Source organism: Pseudomonas sp. GW821-FHT10B02 (assembly GCF_059415665.1).
Genome location: NZ_JBWKNR010000001.1, coordinates 578,243 through 594,845 on the forward strand (window position 1 = coordinate 578,243; position 16,603 = coordinate 594,845).

The 16,603-nt window shown below is 61.2% G+C and carries 15 protein-coding genes and 1 riboswitch; of the genes, 6 read left to right on the forward strand and 9 right to left on the reverse strand.

Going from position 1 to position 16,603, the window contains the following annotated elements:
• Positions 1-49: 49 nt before the first annotated feature.
• The 3 genes from AC07OF_RS02690 to ahcY all read right to left on the reverse strand — a co-directional run bounded on the left by AC07OF_RS02690 (position 50) and on the right by ahcY (position 3,304).
• On the reverse strand, positions 50-835 hold the full coding sequence (locus AC07OF_RS02690; RefSeq protein ID WP_157194483.1) for a substrate-binding periplasmic protein: 786 nt from the start codon (positions 833-835) through the stop codon (positions 50-52).
• A gap of 117 nt (positions 836-952) precedes the next feature.
• A complete protein-coding gene (gene metF / locus AC07OF_RS02695; RefSeq protein WP_495072549.1) occupies positions 953-1,798 on the reverse strand; it encodes a methylenetetrahydrofolate reductase [NAD(P)H] in 846 nt (281 codons plus the stop codon).
• A 96-nt stretch (positions 1,799-1,894) separates the two neighbouring features.
• The gene (gene ahcY / locus AC07OF_RS02700) at positions 1,895-3,304 is read right to left on the reverse strand and encodes an adenosylhomocysteinase (protein ID WP_038615348.1); all 1,410 of its coding nucleotides are present in this window, start codon (positions 3,302-3,304) and stop codon (positions 1,895-1,897) included.
• 21 nt (positions 3,305-3,325) lie between these two features.
• Positions 3,326-3,430: riboswitch (S-adenosyl-L-homocysteine riboswitch) on the reverse strand.
• A 182-nt stretch (positions 3,431-3,612) separates the two neighbouring features.
• On the opposite strand from ahcY, the gene AC07OF_RS02705 reads away from it, so the two are divergent.
• The gene (locus AC07OF_RS02705) at positions 3,613-4,014 is read left to right on the forward strand and encodes an acyl-CoA thioesterase (RefSeq protein WP_038615346.1); all 402 of its coding nucleotides are present in this window, start codon (positions 3,613-3,615) and stop codon (positions 4,012-4,014) included.
• Positions 4,015-4,100: 86 nt separating this feature from the next.
• On the opposite strand, the gene AC07OF_RS02710 is transcribed toward AC07OF_RS02705, so the two are convergent.
• A complete protein-coding gene (locus AC07OF_RS02710) occupies positions 4,101-5,336 on the reverse strand; it encodes a cation:proton antiporter (protein WP_157194481.1) in 1,236 nt (411 codons plus the stop codon).
• A 223-nt stretch (positions 5,337-5,559) separates the two neighbouring features.
• Here AC07OF_RS02710 and AC07OF_RS02715 point away from each other — a divergent pair, with 223 nt between their 5' ends.
• Complete coding sequence (locus AC07OF_RS02715) at positions 5,560-6,393, forward strand: EamA family transporter (protein WP_038615342.1); 834 nt, start codon at positions 5,560-5,562, stop codon at positions 6,391-6,393.
• A 25-nt stretch (positions 6,394-6,418) separates the two neighbouring features.
• Positions 6,419-6,805: an MAPEG family protein gene (locus tag AC07OF_RS02720; RefSeq protein ID WP_157194480.1), complete on the forward strand. Its 387-nt coding sequence runs from the start codon at positions 6,419-6,421 to the stop codon at positions 6,803-6,805.
• 1 nt (position 6,806) lies between these two features.
• Here AC07OF_RS02720 and mltA read toward each other — a convergent pair whose 3' ends face one another.
• Complete coding sequence (gene mltA / locus AC07OF_RS02725) at positions 6,807-7,958, reverse strand: murein transglycosylase A (protein ID WP_157194479.1); 1,152 nt, start codon at positions 7,956-7,958, stop codon at positions 6,807-6,809.
• Positions 7,959-8,087: 129 nt separating this feature from the next.
• Here mltA and AC07OF_RS02730 point away from each other — a divergent pair, with 129 nt between their 5' ends.
• Positions 8,088-8,537, forward strand: a complete 450-nt coding sequence (locus AC07OF_RS02730) for a c-type cytochrome (RefSeq protein WP_495072550.1) — start codon at positions 8,088-8,090, stop codon at positions 8,535-8,537.
• Between the two features lie 74 nt (positions 8,538-8,611).
• Here AC07OF_RS02730 and AC07OF_RS02735 read toward each other — a convergent pair whose 3' ends face one another.
• The 4 genes from AC07OF_RS02735 to AC07OF_RS02750 form a co-directional block, all read right to left on the reverse strand.
• Positions 8,612-8,998 (reverse strand): DUF1090 domain-containing protein, encoded by a 387-nt coding sequence (locus AC07OF_RS02735; protein WP_157194477.1) that lies wholly within the window; start codon positions 8,996-8,998, stop codon positions 8,612-8,614.
• A 132-nt stretch (positions 8,999-9,130) separates the two neighbouring features.
• A complete protein-coding gene (gene ligB / locus AC07OF_RS02740) occupies positions 9,131-10,816 on the reverse strand; it encodes an NAD-dependent DNA ligase LigB (RefSeq protein ID WP_495072551.1) in 1,686 nt (561 codons plus the stop codon).
• 142 nt (positions 10,817-10,958) lie between these two features.
• The gene (gene metK / locus AC07OF_RS02745) at positions 10,959-12,149 is read right to left on the reverse strand and encodes a methionine adenosyltransferase (RefSeq protein ID WP_045182013.1); all 1,191 of its coding nucleotides are present in this window, start codon (positions 12,147-12,149) and stop codon (positions 10,959-10,961) included.
• Between the two features lie 19 nt (positions 12,150-12,168).
• Positions 12,169-13,164: an ArsR/SmtB family transcription factor gene (locus tag AC07OF_RS02750; RefSeq protein ID WP_157194475.1), complete on the reverse strand. Its 996-nt coding sequence runs from the start codon at positions 13,162-13,164 to the stop codon at positions 12,169-12,171.
• Between the two features lie 260 nt (positions 13,165-13,424).
• Here AC07OF_RS02750 and tkt point away from each other — a divergent pair, with 260 nt between their 5' ends.
• Both tkt and epd read left to right on the forward strand, forming a co-directional pair.
• Complete coding sequence (tkt, locus tag AC07OF_RS02755) at positions 13,425-15,422, forward strand: transketolase (protein WP_157194474.1); 1,998 nt, start codon at positions 13,425-13,427, stop codon at positions 15,420-15,422.
• Positions 15,423-15,533: 111 nt separating this feature from the next.
• Entirely contained in the window at positions 15,534-16,601 is a 1,068-nt protein-coding gene (gene epd / locus AC07OF_RS02760; protein ID WP_157194473.1) for an erythrose-4-phosphate dehydrogenase, read from the forward strand.
• The last annotated feature ends 2 nt before the right edge of the window (positions 16,602-16,603 follow it).

Consider the following 16,603-nt stretch of genomic DNA (forward strand, 5'->3'; position numbering starts at 1 on the left):
GAGCGTCCGGGCGTAAGCCTGGCGGGAAGGCCCGAGTATAACAGAGCATTCAGGGCGTGCTGCGTTCCTGCTGCTCAACGGTGGTTCGAAAGTTTTCTTCGGCACCGGCATAGCGGGCGTTCAGGGCCGCATAGGCCGGCTCTTGCTTGAAACGGTTCAGCTCGGCGTTAAAGCGTTGAATCAGCGCGTCCATGCCGACATCGCGGCGTACCGCCAGGTACTGGCTCTGGCGGCTGACCACCAATGGCAACTCGCTGATCTGCTGATCCAGGCCAAGATATTTGCTGAGGTAGCGTCCGACGCGGCGGTCGGTGATCAGCAAGTCGATACGCCCGCGCTGCAGTTTGCCGAAGTTGGCTTCGTGGGTTGGTGCCGGCTCGCGGGTGAACAGTGGCGAATCGCTGAACGCTGGCGCATAGGAGTAGCCAGGAGAGGTGCCGACGGTCAGGCCGCGCAGGTCTTGCAGGCTGTTGACCGGATGGGGCCGGGCATTGGCATAGAACAGCACGAATTCCACATCGGACAACGGTTCGTTGGGGTAGAGGAGCTGATTGGCGCGGTGTTCGGTGTAGAAAATATCCAGGATGCCGTCTGCCAGGCCTTGATCAATCATCGCCAGACAACGTTTCCAGGGCAGGAACTGCCAGTCAACTTCCACGCCCAGGCGCTTGAACACTTCGACAGTGACGTCGTAGTCGATACCTTTGGCCTGACCGCTTTCCACGTAGACGTAGGGGGCCCAGGGTTCGGTGACGATACGCAGCTTCTCGCCGTGGGCAAATGCACTCAGGCAAGTGAGCAGCAGGGCGGTTAATAAGCGGGAGAAATCAGGCATGGCTGGAGAGTACGATGTGCGCACGGCTATGGCTAGTAGCCGTACGCTGGCCTTGGCGTAAGCCAAGACCCTTTCAGTACCCTGCCGCATTTGCTGGCAGCGGCAGTCGCGCGTCGATCAACGCGGCAACTTGAGGTTGTTCCAGATCGCCAGGCTCGGATCGGCCTGGTTCAGGGTGTAGAAGTGCAGCCCTGGTGCGCCGCCTTGCAGCAGTTGTTCGCACATGCGGGTGATGACCTCTTCACCGAACGCCTGGATGCTGTTGACGTCATCGCCATAGGCTTCCAGCTGTTTGCGGATCCAGCGTGGGATCTCGGCGCCGCAGGCGTCGGAGAAGCGCGCCAGCTTGCTGTAGTTGGTGATCGGCATGATCCCCGGAACCACAGGAATATCCACACCCATCTGCTGCACGCGCTCGACGAAGTAGAAGTAGCTGTCGGCGTTGAAGAAGTACTGGGTAATGGCGCTGTTGGCGCCGGAGTTGGCCTTGCGCACGAAATTCTTCAGGTCATCTTCGAAGTTGCGCGCCTGGGGATGCATCTCCGGGTAGGCGGCGATTTCGATATGGAAGTGATCGCCGCTTTCCTGGCGAATGAACTCGACCAGTTCGTTGGCGTAGCGCAGCTCGCCGCTGGCCATGCCCATGCCCGAGGGCAGGTCACCGCGCAGGGCAACGATGCGCTGGATGCCGGCGGCCTTGTACTGGCTCAGCAGGCTGCGCAGGTCTTCCTTGCTGTCACCGACGCACGACAGGTGCGGTGCGGCAGGAATCTTCACTTCGCTTTCCAGCTGCAGCACGGTGTTCAGCGTGCGGTCGCGGGTCGAACCACCGGCACCGTAGGTGCAGGAGAAGAAATCCGGGTTGTAGCTGGCCAGCTGGCGGGCAGTGGCGAGCAGTTTTTCATGTCCAGCATCGGTCTTGGTCGGGAAGAACTCGAAGCTGTAACGACGTTCCTGAGACATGGCGAAATCCTGGTAAACCGATCAAGCAGGCCAGCCCTGCGGCTGGCGTACAGAAAAAAGCCGGTGACGCTTGGCAGCGACACCGGCTTTGGCCCATCAGTAGCGGTAGGCGTGTGGCTTGAACGGCCCTTCAACAGTAACGCCGATGTATTCGGCCTGCTGAGGCGTCAGCTGGGTCACCACGCCGCCGAAGCCGCGGACCATTTCCAGGGCCACTTCTTCGTCGAGTTTCTTCGGCAGCACTTCGACAGTCAGGCGCTCGGCTTTCTGAGCGGCTGGCAGGTCGGCGTATTTCTGGCCGAACAGGAAGATCTGCGCCAGCACCTGGTTGGCGAACGAACCGTCCATGATGCGGCTTGGGTGGCCGGTGGCGTTACCCAGGTTCACCAGACGGCCTTCGGCCAGCAGGATCAGGTAGTCGTCGTTCTGCGGGTCGAAATCGCCGGCGCCGGTACGGTGGATCTTGTGTACCTGCGGCTTGACCTCTTCCCAGGCCCAGTTCTTGCGCATGAAAGCGGTGTCGATTTCATTGTCGAAGTGACCAATGTTGCAGACCACTGCGCGCTTTTTCAGGGCTTTGAGCATGTTGGCGTCGCAGACATTGACGTTACCGGTGGTGGTCACGATCAGGTCGATCTTGCCCAGCAGCGCTTTGTCGATGCTTGCTTCGGTACCGTTGTTGATACCGTCGATGAACGGCGAAACCAGCTCGAAGCCGTCCATGCAGGCTTGCATGGCGCAAATCGGGTCGACTTCAGTGACCTTGACGATCATGCCTTCCTGGCGCAGCGACTGAGCCGAGCCCTTGCCCACGTCACCGTAGCCGATGACCAGCGCTTGCTTGCCCGACAGCAGGTGGTCGGTACCACGCTTGATCGCATCGTTCAGGCTGTGACGGCAGCCGTACTTGTTGTCGTTCTTGCTCTTGGTGACCGAGTCGTTGACGTTGATGGCCGGGATCTTCAGCTCGCCCTTGGCCAGCATGTCCAGCAGGCGGTGAACGCCGGTGGTGGTTTCTTCGGTCACGCCGTGCACGCGCTCGAGAACGGCCGGGTATTTCTTGTGCAGCAGCTCGGTCAGGTCACCGCCGTCGTCGAGGATCATGTTGGCATCCCATGGCGCGCCATCCTTGAGGATGGTTTGCTCCAGGCACCACTCGTACTCTTCTTCGGTTTCGCCTTTCCAGGCGAACACCGGGATACCGGCAGCGGCGATCGAGGCGGCGGCCTGGTCCTGGGTGGAGAAAATGTTGCAGGACGACCAGCGTACTTCGGCACCCAGGGCAACCAGGGTTTCGATCAGCACGGCAGTCTGAATGGTCATGTGGATGCAGCCGAGGATCTTGGCACCCTTGAGCGGTTGCTCTTGCAGGTACTTGCGGCGCAGGCCCATCAGTGCAGGCATTTCCGATTCGGCGATGATGGTTTCGCGACGGCCCCATGCAGCCAGGGAGATGTCAGCGACTTTGAAATCGGTAAAACCGGCAGGCGTGTTTACAGCGCTCATGAAGAGCCTCCATTCGTAGTGTGCGAATGGGCGCCGTTGTGCGTTTAGTGTCGGCAGGCAGGCCTGGCCAGACAACGCCCCATCCGAGCCTGACAGGTTGAACCTGCTGCAGCGCCCCTCGGACAGGTGGCGGGAACGGTATCAAGTGCAGATGACCGTTTTAAAGCGATGGCGATTATAGCCGCGCCTGCGCATCTGCCCAAGGTTTTCTGTCGATTAATCGAGACGATAGTCGATGTTAAATGGAGGAGGGGGGCCGCCTCTGCCATCATTACCCTCATCGAATGGCAAGACGCTCAGGAGTAGATATGAATTTTCACACCCGCAAATGGGTCAAGCCCGAAGATCTCAACCCCAACGGCACGTTGTTCGGCGGCAGCCTGCTGCGCTGGATTGATGAAGAAGCAGCGATCTATGCGATCGTCCAGTTGGGCAACCAGCGTGTGGTGACCAAGTACATCTCGGAGATCAACTTCGTCAGCGCCTCGCGCCAGGGCGACATCATTGAGCTGGGTATCACCGCCACCGAATTCGGCCGCACCTCGATCACCCTCAAATGTGAAGTGCGCAACAAGATTACCCGCAAGAGCATCCTGACCGTTGACCGTATGGTCTTCGTCAACCTTGGTGAAGACGGCTTGCCGGCGGCCCACGGGCGGACCGAGATCAAGTATGTCCAGGATCAGTTCCCGGACTCAGCAGTCGAGTAATGAGTCCATCGCCGGCAAGGCCGGCTCCCACAGGTCCTGTATATATCGGGCTTTTGTGGGAGCCGGCCTTGCCGGCGATTGCGATCTCAAGGCTGCTCGGTAACCCCGCGCACCACCCGCCCGATCGTCAGCCCCTGCAACAGGATCGACGACAGCACCACGATGTAGGTGATGCTCAGCAACAGGTCACGCTCGGTGCCCGGCGGCAACGACAGGGCCAGAGCAACCGACACACCACCGCGCAAGCCACCCCAGGTCAGTACCCGCACGGTGCCGCGCGGCACTGTGCGCCAGCGGCGCAGCATGAGGATTGCCGGGGCCACAGTCAGCAGGCGTGACAGCAGAATTGCCACGGCCAGCACACCGGCCGCCGCCAGGTGCATCCAGGAGAACGGCAGCAGCAACAGCTCCAGGCCGATCAGGGCGAACAGCAGGGCGTTGAGCATGTCGTCGATCAGTTCCCAGAAACCGTCCATATAGCGGCGGGTCATGTCGTTCATCGCCAGGTTGCGCCCCAGGTTGCCGATGATCAGCCCGGCCACCACCATCGCGATCGGTGCTGATACGTGCAGTTCGTAGGCCATGGCCGAGCCACCGATGACCAGGGCCAGGGTCAGCATGACTTCGACCTGATACTGCTCGATGCTTTTGATCATGCGGTAGGTCACGTAGCCGATCAGCCCGCCGAACAGCGCGCCGCCGATGGCTTCGCGGGCGAACAGGATGGCGGTTTCGGTGATGCTCGGGGTTTCGCCCAGCTGGGCAATGCCCAGCAATACGGTAAACACCACCACCGCGGTGCCGTCATTGAACAGCGACTCACCGACAATCGTGGTTTTCAGCGGTTTCGAGGCATTGGCGGTCCGCAGTGCGCCGAGTACCGCAATGGGGTCGGTCGGCGAAATCAGTGCGCCGAACAGCAGGCAGTAGAGCAGGCTGACGTGCCAGCCGAACAGCGCGAAGATCCAGTGAGCGAGAAAACCGATGACCACGGTGGCGATCAGTACACCAACAGTGGCCAGCAGGCCGATCGGCCAGCGGTAGCTGCGCAGGTCGGCGAGGTTGACGTGCAGGGCGCCGGCAAACAGCAGGAACGACAGCATCCAGTGCATCAGCAAGTCGTTGAAGTCGATCTGGCTCATCAAGCCTTGCACACGTTCTTCCAGTCCCGGGTAGCCAATGACGCTCAGGCCTTGCAGCAACAGGGAAAAGAACAGCGCAGTGACCATCACGCCGATGGTCGGCGGCAGGCCGATGAAGCGGTAGTTCAGATAAGTGAGGAGGGTCGTCAGACAGATAAACGCAGCAACAAGCTCAAGCATTCCGGGTCCTGTAATGGCTTTCGATTTGGCACCCGATCCCATCGGGCAGCCCTTGGATGGTCTGGCGATGGCTTGGGGACACAGTTTTTTGACTGCATGCGTTGACCGCAATGTGCCGATTTCGTTTCCACGCTGCTCGAATGTGCGCGACGCGGCGCCGAGGGAAATGCTTAGATAGCGGCTGGCCATTGATGACCCGACCTGCACTGCCAAGGACCTTCGCGTGTTAGCCACTTCTCTGGTACTGGTTGCCGCACTGCTGCATGCAACCTGGAACACCCTGATCAAATTCAGCGGCGAGCGCCTGCTGGTCATCGCCAGCATGGACGCGGTGGCGTTGCTGTTTGCCCTGGTGATGGTTGCTTTCGTGCAGTTCCCGCCCGCCGAAGTCTGGCCGTGGTTACTGGCTTCTGCGCTGTTCGAGCAGTTCTATCGCTTTCTGTTGATCCAGGCCTATCGGGTCGGTGACCTGGGACTGGTCTATCCGTTGATGCGCGGCCTCTCACCCTTGGTCGTGCTGGCGCTGACACTGACCTTCGCCGGTGAGACCTTAAGCAGCCAGCAGATCATCGGCATTCTGCTGATCCCCTGTGGCATGGCCTGTCTGCTCTGGCAAGGCGGTGGCGGCGATCGTCTGCCCTGGTCGATGTTGCCGGTGGTGGCCCTGATCGGGCTGTGCATCGGTTGCTACACCTGGTTCGATGGCCAGGCGATCCGGCTCTGGTCGCAACCGTTGGACTATCTTGTCTGGTTGACGCTGCTCAGTGCCTGGCCGTTCCCGTTGCTGGCCAGTGTCGCCCGGCGCGCGCCCTTCATCCTGTTCTGGCGCCTGCAGTGGCGGCTCGGCTTGACGGTCGGTTTATGCGTGTTGCTCAGCTATGCCCTGGTGCTCTGGGCGATGCAGTTGGGGTCGGTGGCCGAAGCCGCGGCGTTGCGTGAAGTCAGCGTGATACTGGTGGTGCTGTTCGGCATGCGCTACCTCAAAGAACCTTTTGGCGGTCCGAGGCTCTTAGCCTGTGCCCTGGTGCTGATCGGCATGCTGATCATGAAACTTTGATGTTCCAACCGACAAGGATTTAGCCATGACCGTTGCTTTGTGGTGTGTACTGATTGCGTTGATTCTGCCGATCCTGTGTACCAGCATCGCCAAGTTCGGCAGCGGTCGTTTCAATCTGCGGCAGAACCACGATCCGCGGGCGTTTCTCGACAAGCTCGAAGGCTTGCCGCGGCGTGCCCATGCCGCCCAGTTGAACAGTTTTGAAGCCTTTCCGGCCTTTGCCGCGGCAGTGATCATCGCCGACATCGTCGGCAATGCCGAGCAGGTGACCCAGGACGTACTGGCGGTGCTGTACATCACCAGCCGCCTGCTCTACATCATTTGCTACCTGGCCGACTGGGCCGCCTTGCGTTCGCTGGTCTGGTTCGTCGGCCTGGGTCTGATCGTTTCGTTCTTTGTGGTCTCGGCCTGACTCAGGGCACCTTGGGCACTTCGGGCAACGCCGCGCCTTTAGGCCACAGCAACCAGATCTGCCCCTGTTGCTTCATGTTGCCTGCGAGCTCGCCCGCTTCGGCACCGGTACCCCAGAACAGATCGGCGCGCACTTCGCCGGTGATCGCGCCGCCAGTGTCCTGAGCGGCAACCGGGCGTATCACCGGGGCACCATCGGGGCGGGTAGTGGAGAGCCACAGCAGACTGCCCAGTGGAATCACCTTGCGGTCGATGGCTACGCTATAGCCCGCTGTCAGCGGCACGTTGAGCGAACCGCGTGGACCTTCGTTGCTGTCCGGGCGGGTGCTGAAGAACACGTAACTGGGGTTGCTCGCCAGCAGTTCGGGTACCCGTGTCGGGTTGGCCTGGGCCCAGGCATGAATGCTGCCCATGGTGACCTCTTCTTTTTTCAGCTGCCCCTGTTCGACCAGCCAGCGACCCACTGGGCGATAGGGGTGGCCGTTCTGGTCGGCGTAGCCAACGCGCAGCTGGCGGCCGTTGTCGAGCTGGATCCGCCCGGACCCCTGGATCTGCAGGAACTGCAGGTCCATGGGGTCGGTGAGCCAGGCCAGAACGGGTGCCGGTACGCCTTGCTGATTGATCACTTCGGCGGTGTCGTAAGGCTTGAGGGTGCGGCCCTCAATGCGGCCGCGCAGGCGCTTGCCCTTGAGCTCCGGGTAGACGCTGTCCAGGGCCACCACGATCATGTCGTCCGGTACGCCATAGACGGGGACGTGCGCGCTGTCGGTCTGGGTCAGGCTGCCGGGGTAGACCGGTTCGTAGTAACCGGTGATCAGGCCGTTGGCGTTGTTTTCGCCCGAGCGCATGCTGTAGACGTCCAGCTGGGCCTGGAGAAAGTTGCGCACCTCGGTGCTGTCGCCAGGTATTTTGGCTGCTGCCGCGCAGGTATTGGCCCATATTGCGTCGCGCTTGAGGCGTTCGCAGGCGCTGCGCCAGGCTTCGAAGCCGGCCAGCAGATCACTGTCGCTGACCTGCGGCAGGTCTTTCCAGGTACTGCTGACGTAGGTGGCGAGCGCGTGAGGCTTGGGTTTTTCCGGACCGCCGCCGTTGCAGCCGGCGAGCAGCGCCAGTACCGAGAGTGACCATCCCAGATGGCGCAGGGAAAATTTCATGAACAGGGTTTCCTTGGCGGTTTGCCTGGGCTTCAGCTGTCCAGGCAACCCGTAGTTTTATTAAGGGTATTGGTCTTTGGCGATGAGGCGAGGATACTGGCCGCCTTTTTTCCGTGAGCCGACGTTACCATGATGCTCAAGCGCCTTTCTGTTGTACTGCTGGCCTGCCTGACCCTGACCGCCTGTGGCGGTGTCGATCCCAACTCGCCGCTGGGCCAGCGCAAGACCATTTTCAAACAGATGCTCAAGACCAGTGAAGACCTGGGCGGCATGCTGCGTGGGCGGCTGGCCTTTGACGGGCAGAAGTTCGCCGACGGCGCGGTCAAGCTCGACAACTTGTCCCGTGAGCCGTGGAAGCATTTTCCGCAGGTTCGCGAGGACGATGAAACCAGCGCTCGTGCAGAGGTCTGGGAGAAACAGGCACGCTTCCAGGACCTGGCTCGCCAGCTGGAAGTGGCTACCGGTGAGTTGGTCGCTGTCACTCGCACCCAGCCGCTGAAGGCTACGGATCTGGCCGCGCCGACCGACAAGGTTGAAGCAGCATGCAAAGCTTGTCATACCGAATTTCGTAACCATTGAATACACAATCGCGGGGCAAGCCCGCTCCTACCGGGCCGGTGGGAGCGGGCTTGCCCCGCGATTAGTCCAGCGACTTACTTTTCGAGTTCGTCCAGCGCTTGCTGCAGTTCCTTCTTGGATTCAGCCAGCTTGTCTTTGCGCTTGTTGATCTTCTCGGCGTCGCCCTTCTTCATGGCCTTGTCCAGGTCCTTGGTGCGCTGTGTCACTTCGTGACGGGCGTCGAGCACTTTCTGTTCGCGCTCTTTCTTCAGGCCGGCATCGGTGCAGTGCTCGTTGACTTCACTCAGCGCTTTCTCAAGACCTGCTTTTTCGAAAGGGTTAATGGACTTGTCGATCTGCTGTTGAATATCCGCCTTCTTTGCAGCGCAACCCGTCAGGACTTGATCTGACTCGGCGGCCTGTAGCGAAGTCGCTGCAAGTCCGATAGCGGTCAGCAATACGAGTTGAGAGAAAAGTTTCATGGGGGCCTCCTTGGTCGGGGCAGGGCAGCAAAAAGTTGGGGGAATCCTGCCCTGATTTCCTCAATTAAGGAACCCTTGGTAGGCTTTTCAATTGCACTGGAGGAAAAATCCTACAGCTGCAGATGCCTGATTTTAGAGGGCGTTCGGGAATCCTTCGATGTCTTGAGTCAACAGTTGCGCAGCCAGCGCCTGCACGTGCGGATGCCTGAAGAAAGCCAGCAGTTGTTCGCCGCGCGTGGTTCCGATACCGGATTCGCGAGACCACTGCTCGGCAGTCCTGGCCGCCAGTGAAGACCAGCCCGCGCTCAGATCAGCGTCGCGTGGTGCGGGTATCCCCAAGGCGTGCAGCCACTGCTGGAAGGGGCGGGAGCGAGCACTGTCGAAGCCTTGCAACAGCCGTTCGGCACTGGCTGCACTGAAACCGGGTAGCTGGCGCAGTTGGTCGTCGGTTACGGTCAGCCAGTCGGCCAGGGTGTTGACCAGGCCCGCCTGCACCAGGTTGCGCCAGGTCGCAACGCCCACTCGCGGTATATCCAGCCCCTGCTTGCCGCTTAGCCAGGCGAGTCGGGCGATGAACTGTTCTTCGCAACCGGGGCTGGCCTGCCAGCAGCTCAAGGCATGAAATTGCCCGATTGCCGGAGGCGCCAACGGCTGGCGATGAACGCTGCGATGCACCACCTGCTCCAGGCGCGGGATGGTCAGCCCGGCCAGGCTGATCGCCACCTGGTCACCCGGGCGGATGTCCAGGGACCGCCAGCGTGGCAATGAGCCCAGGCTGACCTGGGTGATGCGCCGGTCATCGAGCATAACCGGCTTTAACAGCAGCACAGGCGTGACCTTGCCGGTGCGTCCGATCCGGAAACGTACCTCACGGACCTCGGCCAGTGCCTGGGCGAAGGGGTATTTCCAGGCAGCGATCCAATAGGGCGCGTTAGGCTGCCAGCGCTCGGCGGGTGGGCGGCTGTCCTGGCGCAGGATTACGCCGTCGGTGGCGAAGGGCAGCGGCGAGCGGTACCAGTGCTGGCGCCAGTGGGCCGCTTCGTCATGAGTAGCGATAGCAACGCTGTAGCGCTGGCTGTCGGCGAAACCCAGCGCTGCCAGCCTGGCCAGGCGCTCGGCCTGGGTGTTCGGGCCTTCGGGCCAGTCCCAGACGAACAGACCGATTCCGCCGCCCAGCTCGGTGCTCAACTGTTTGCGCGACATCAATCCGGCCACAGTGCCGCGAGCGTTAAGACCTCCGGCAGCCGACTGCACATGGTCGTCGAGGCGCCAGTACAGTTCGCCTTGCAGGGTGAGATCGAGTGGCTGGGAAAGTTGCCGGGTTATGCCATCGAGATAAGGAATGTGCCGGCTCCAGTCATGCCCGTGAACGCCATTCCCACGGCTGAGCAGTTGCAGCAGCTTGCCCTGGCGAAACACCAGGGTGACAGCGACACCATCCACCTTGGGCTGAATCCAGATGTTCTGTTTGCCGTGTATCCATTGAGCGACTGCCTGATCGTCGGCCAGCTTGTCGACGCCAGTGTGCGCGATGGGATGGGTTATCGGCCCGCGGGCACTGGCGAGCGGGTTGTCGACGGTCTGCAGGTTGAAGCAACCTTGGAGATGTTTCAGGCGCTGTCGGCTCTGGTCGTAGATCTCGTCTGCCACCAGTGAGAGGCCCAGACGATGGTAATGCTCATCCCAGTTGGCCAGGGTCTCACGCAACCGATCGGTCTCGTTGCGCGCCTGGTCGATTGGCCAGGCGGGGCATTCCTCGGCATGGCTTGTGGATAAGTGCAGGGTAAGCAGAAGGTAAACGAGCAGTTTGAGCAACATGGCCAGCATCCTTGCTTGGCGGTATGGAACCCCTAGCCTAGGCAATGGATGCTCAGGGCAGCGTCGTCAGTTGTCAGTCGATATGTCATGAAAAAGCCCCAGCCGATCGCTCGGCTGGGGCTTTTGCTTGCAGCCTCGGGGCTTACAGACCAGCAGCAGCGCGCAGGGCGTCGACGCGGTCGGTACGTTCCCAGGTGAAGGTGGTGAAGGTGTCGTCGCCGACAGTCTTCTGCTGCGGGATACGGCCGAAGTGACCGTAGGCGGCAGTTTCCTGGTACATCGGGTGCAGCAGGTCGAGCATGGTGGTGATTGCGTACGGACGCAGGTCGAAGCACTCACGTACCAGCTGGACGATCTTGTCGTCGGAGATCTTGCCGGTGCCGAAGGTGTTCAGCGAGATGGAGGTAGGCTGGGCTACGCCGATAGCGTAGGAAACCTGGATCTCGCAGCGCTCGGCCAGGCCTGCGGCGACGATGTTCTTGGCCACGTAGCGACCGGCGTAAGCGGCGGAACGGTCAACCTTGGACGGGTCTTTGCCGGAGAACGCGCCACCGCCGTGACGGGCCATGCCGCCGTAGCTGTCGACGATGATCTTGCGACCGGTCAGACCACAGTCACCCACCGGGCCGCCGATGATGAACTGGCCGGTCGGGTTGATGTGGAACTGGGTGTCTTTGTGCAGCAGTTCGGCAGGCAGGGTGTGCTTGACGATCAGCTCCATCACCGCTTCCTGCAGGTCTTTCTGCGAGACTTCAGGGTTGTGCTGGGTCGACAGGACCACGGCGTCGATGCCGACCACTTTGCCGCCTTCGTAACGGCAGGTGACCTGCGACTTGGCATCCGGACGCAGCCACGGCAGCAGACCGGACTTGCGTGCTTCGGCCTGACGCTCCACCAGACGGTGCGAGAAGCAGATCGGTGCTGGCATCAGCACGTCGGTTTCATTGCTGGCATAACCGAACATCAGGCCCTGGTCGCCAGCGCCCTGATCTTCCGGCTTGCTGCGGTCAACGCCTTGGGCGATGTCTACCGATTGCTTGCCGATGATGTTCATCACGGCGCAGGTGGCGCCGTCGAAGCCGACGTCGGAGCTGTTGTAGCCGATGTCGACGATGACTTTGCGGACGATCTCTTCCAGGTCTACCCAGGCCGAGGTGGTGACTTCACCTGCGATAATCGCTACACCGGTTTTCACCAGGGTTTCGCAGGCTACGCGTGCGTATTTGTCCTGGGTGATGATGGCGTCCAGCACGGCGTCCGAAATCTGGTCGGCGATTTTGTCCGGATGCCCTTCAGACACGGACTCGGAGGTGAAAAGGGAGTATTCGCTCATCTCGACGGGTTCCTAAAATTTACCGATGTTGAGTGTCGCCAGCCGGTCGCTGAAAATGGCGGACCTGGATCTGGAAACCATTACGTAAGCCCACATACAGGCTGTCCCCGGGAGCCAGTCCCGCAGCGCTGGCCCAGCGGGCCAGGTCGTCCTGCTCAAAGCCCAGCCAGATATCGCCACAGGCCTCTCTGGCCCAGCTCTGGTCGTGGCTGCACAACTCTGTTACCAGCAGGCTGCCGCCTGCTTTCACACGGTTGGCCAGCTGCCGCAGGGCTTCGGCCGGGGCGCTGAAATGGTGCAGGACCATATTCAGCACTACGCAGTCGGCTTCCACATCCGTTGCACTGAGTGCATCGGCCAACTGCAGGTTCACATTAGCCAGGTCTTCGCGCTGACAGACCTGGCGTGCCAGCTCGAGCATGGTCGGGCTGTTGTCCAGTGCGGTGACCCGAACAAACCGCCGGGCCAGTTCGGGAAGAAATTCGCCATCGCCAGGGCCCACTTCAAGGGCACAGGCGTCAGCGGCAAAGCTGAGTTTGTCGAGCAACGCCAGGAGGCTTTCGCGGTACTGCGGCAGCCCGGCAATCAGGTCCTGCTGGGCGCGAAACTTCTCTTCGACACGCAGGAAGAAGTCCTGGCTTGTGGCGGCCCGGCGTTGCTGGACCTGACCGATGCGCGCCTGCACTTCATCCGCCAGACTCAGGCCATCGACCTCTTCGAGCAGCGCCGCATGCAGCTTGCCACCCAGGCGCAGGCCATCGGGCAGGGCGCGACGATAGAAGATCGCATTGCCTTCGCGGCGGGTTGCCACCAGTCCGGCCTGGGCCAGCACTTTGAGGTGGTGGCTCATGCCCGACTGGCCGATGGCGAAGATCTGCGCCAGCTCCAGCACGCCAAAAGAGTCGCTGGCCAGTGCCCGTAATACGTTCAGGCGCAGCGGGTCGCCACTGGCTTTGCACAGGGCAGCCAGGTCTTCGCTTTGCTCGGGACGGATTGCAGGCACAGGTAGATTCATGGGACGGCAGTCTAGTCAGGCTGTGGCAGCGTCGCAAGAGCAATATCAAAAAGTTTTGATATTGCACGATAAGCGGGGCAATTCGTCGCAGGACGACACGACCGATCCTGCTGTTTTCCCGGCTTAACGCCTGATTCTTCGCTCAATCACAGGAAAATCATGCTGCATCGACCATCCGTCATTGCCCCCGGGGGCGTGCCTGGGCGAAAATGGCCGCCTTTTTTCGTTTCGTAATTAATTCAAGCCCCAGGAGATAAGCGATGCCCAGCCGTCGTGAGCGTGCCAACGCCATTCGTGCCCTCAGCATGGATGCCGTGCAAAAGGCCAACAGCGGCCATCCAGGTGCCCCTATGGGCATGGCGGATATCGCCGAGGTTCTTTGGCGCGACTATCTGAAACACAGCCCAAGCAACCCGAACTTCGCTGACCGTGACCGCTTCGTGCTGTCCAACGGTCACGGCTCGATGCTGATCTATTCGCTGCTGCACCTGACTGGCTATGACGTCACCATCGACGACCTCAAGGCCTTCCGTCAGTTGCACAGCCGCACCCCGGGCCACCCGGAGTTCGGTTACACCCCAGGCGTCGAGACCACCACCGGTCCGCTCGGCCAGGGTCTGGCCAATGCTGTTGGTTTCGCCATTGCCGAAAAGGTCATGGGTGCCCAGTTCAACCGCCCTGGCCATAACATCGTCGACCACCACACCTATGTGTTCCTGGGTGACGGTTGCATGATGGAAGGCATTTCTCACGAAGTCGCTTCCCTGGCCGGTACCCTGGGCCTGGGCAAGCTGATTGCCTTCTACGATGACAACGGCATCTCCATCGACGGCGAAGTCGAAGGCTGGTTCACCGACGACACGCCGAAGCGTTTCGAAGCCTACAACTGGCAGGTGATCCGCAATGTCGACGGCCACGACGCCGACGAAATCCGCACCGCCATCGACACTGCACGCAAGAGCGCGCAGCCGACCCTGATCTGCTGCAAGACCATCATCGGTTTCGGTTCGCCGAACAAGCAGGGCAAGGAAGATTGCCACGGTGCTCCGCTGGGCAACGACGAAATCGCCCTGGCGCGCAAAGAGCTGAACTGGAACCACGGTCCGTTCGAAGTCCCGGCCGACATCTACGCCGAGTGGGACGCCAAGGAAGCCGGTAAAGCCGTTGAAGCCGAGTGGGACAAGCGCTACGCCGCCTACGCTGCCGCCTTCCCGGAACTGGCCAGCGAACTCAAGCGTCGTCTGAGCGGCGAACTGCCAGCAGACTTCGCCGAAAAGGCCACTGCCTACATCGCTGAAGTCGCGGCCAAAGGCGAAACCATCGCCAGCCGTAAAGCCAGCCAGAACACCCTGAATGCCTTCGGCCCACTGCTGCCGGAATTCCTCGGTGGCTCGGCAGACCTGGCCGGCTCCAACCTGACCCTGTGGAAAGGTTGCAAGGGCGTCAGCGCTGAAGATGCCAGCGGCAACTACATGTACTACGGCGTGCGCGAATTCGGCATGACCGCGATCATGAACGGCATTGCCCTGCACGGCGGTCTGGTGCCTTACGGCGCGACCTTCCTGATGTTCATGGAATACGCCCGCAACGCCGTACGCATGTCGGCGCTGATGAAGCAGCGTGTGATCCACGTCTACACCCACGACTCCATCGGTCTGGGCGAAGACGGCCCGACGCACCAGCCGATCGAGCAACTGACCAGCCTGCGCAGCACGCCGAACCTGGATACCTGGCGCCCAGCCGACGCCGTCGAGTCGGCGGTGTCCTGGAAGCATGCGCTGGAGCGTAAGGACGGCCCTTCGGCGCTGATCTTCTCGCGTCAGAACCTGCAGCACCAAACCCGTGATGCTGGCCAGATTGCCGACATCAGCCGTGGTGGCTATGTGTTGAAAGACTGCGCAGGCGAGCCTGAGCTGATCCTGATCGCCACCGGCTCCGAAGTCGGCCTGGCCGTTCAGGCGTTCGACAAGCTGACCGAGCAAGGCCGCAAGGCCCGCGTCGTTTCGATGCCGTGCACCAGCGTGTTCGATGCTCAGGACGCCGCCTACAAGCAATCGGTCCTGCCTCTGCAGGTCGGCGCACGTATCGCTATCGAAGCGGCTCATGCCGACTTCTGGTACAAGTACGTCGGCCTCGAAGGTCGCGTGATCGGCATGACCACCTACGGCGAATCGGCCCCGGCGGCTGCTTTGTTCGAAGAGTTCGGCTTCACCCTGGAAAACATCCTGGGTACTGCTGAAGAGCTGCTGGAAGACTGATCCTGGCTGTGCTGGATTGATCGCGGGGCAAGCCCGCTCCCACAGGTATCTGATGTGGGAGCGGGCTTGCCCCGCGATTTGCAGATAACGCTTCTGTTCCGTGAGCATCCCATGCCCCAACCGCGTCCTTACAAAGTTGCACTCAACGGCTACGGCCGTATCGGTCGTTGCGTCTTGCGCGCACTCTTTGAACGGGGAGCGAAGGCGGGCTTCGAGATCGTCGCACTGAACGACCTGGCCGATCAGGCCAGTATCGAATACCTGACACGCTTCGACTCCACCCACGGGCGTTTTCCCGGTGAGGTGAAGGTCGATGGCGACTGTCTGCATATCAATGGCGACTGCGTAAAAGTCTTGCGCAGTGCCTCCCCGGAAGGCATCGACTGGGCGGCGCTCGGCGTCGACCTGGTACTGGAGTGTTCCGGCGCCTACAACACCCGTGCCGACGCCCAGCGCTTCCTCGACGCCGGTGCACCGCGGGTGCTGTTCTCGCAACCGATGGCCAGTGAAGTGGACGTCGATGCGACGATTGTCTACGGCATCAACCAGGATTGCCTGGATGGCAGCGAGCGCCTGGTTTCCAACGCCTCCTGCACCACCAACTGCGGTGTGCCTCTGCTGCGCGTGCTCGACCAGGCCTTCGGCCTTGAGTACGTGTCGATCACCACGATCCACTCGGCGATGAACGATCAGCCGGTCATCGATGCCTATCACCATGAAGACCTGCGCCGTACCCGCTCGGCGTTCCAGTCGGTGATTCCGGTGTCTACCGGGCTGGCCCGCGGTATCGAGCGCCTGCTCCCGGAACTTGCCGGGCGAATTCAGGCCAAAGCCGTACGCGTGCCGACCGTCAACGTGTCGTGCCTGGACATCACCTTGCAGACCGCCCGCGACACCAGCGCGGCCGAGGTCAACCAGGTGTTGCGTGATGCGGCCCTGAGCGGACCGCTCAAGGGCTTGCTGGCCTACACTGAATTGCCGCACGCCAGTTGTGATTTCAACCATGACCCCCATTCGGCGATTGTCGATGCCAGTCAGACCCGCGTTTCCGGCCCCCGGCTGGTCAACCTGCTGGCCTGGTTCGATAACGAATGGGGGTTTGCCAACCGTATGCTCGACGTTGCCGATCATTTTCTGCACGTCGTCAATCAAACCCGCTCCACTTGTAAACAGCCCTGAAG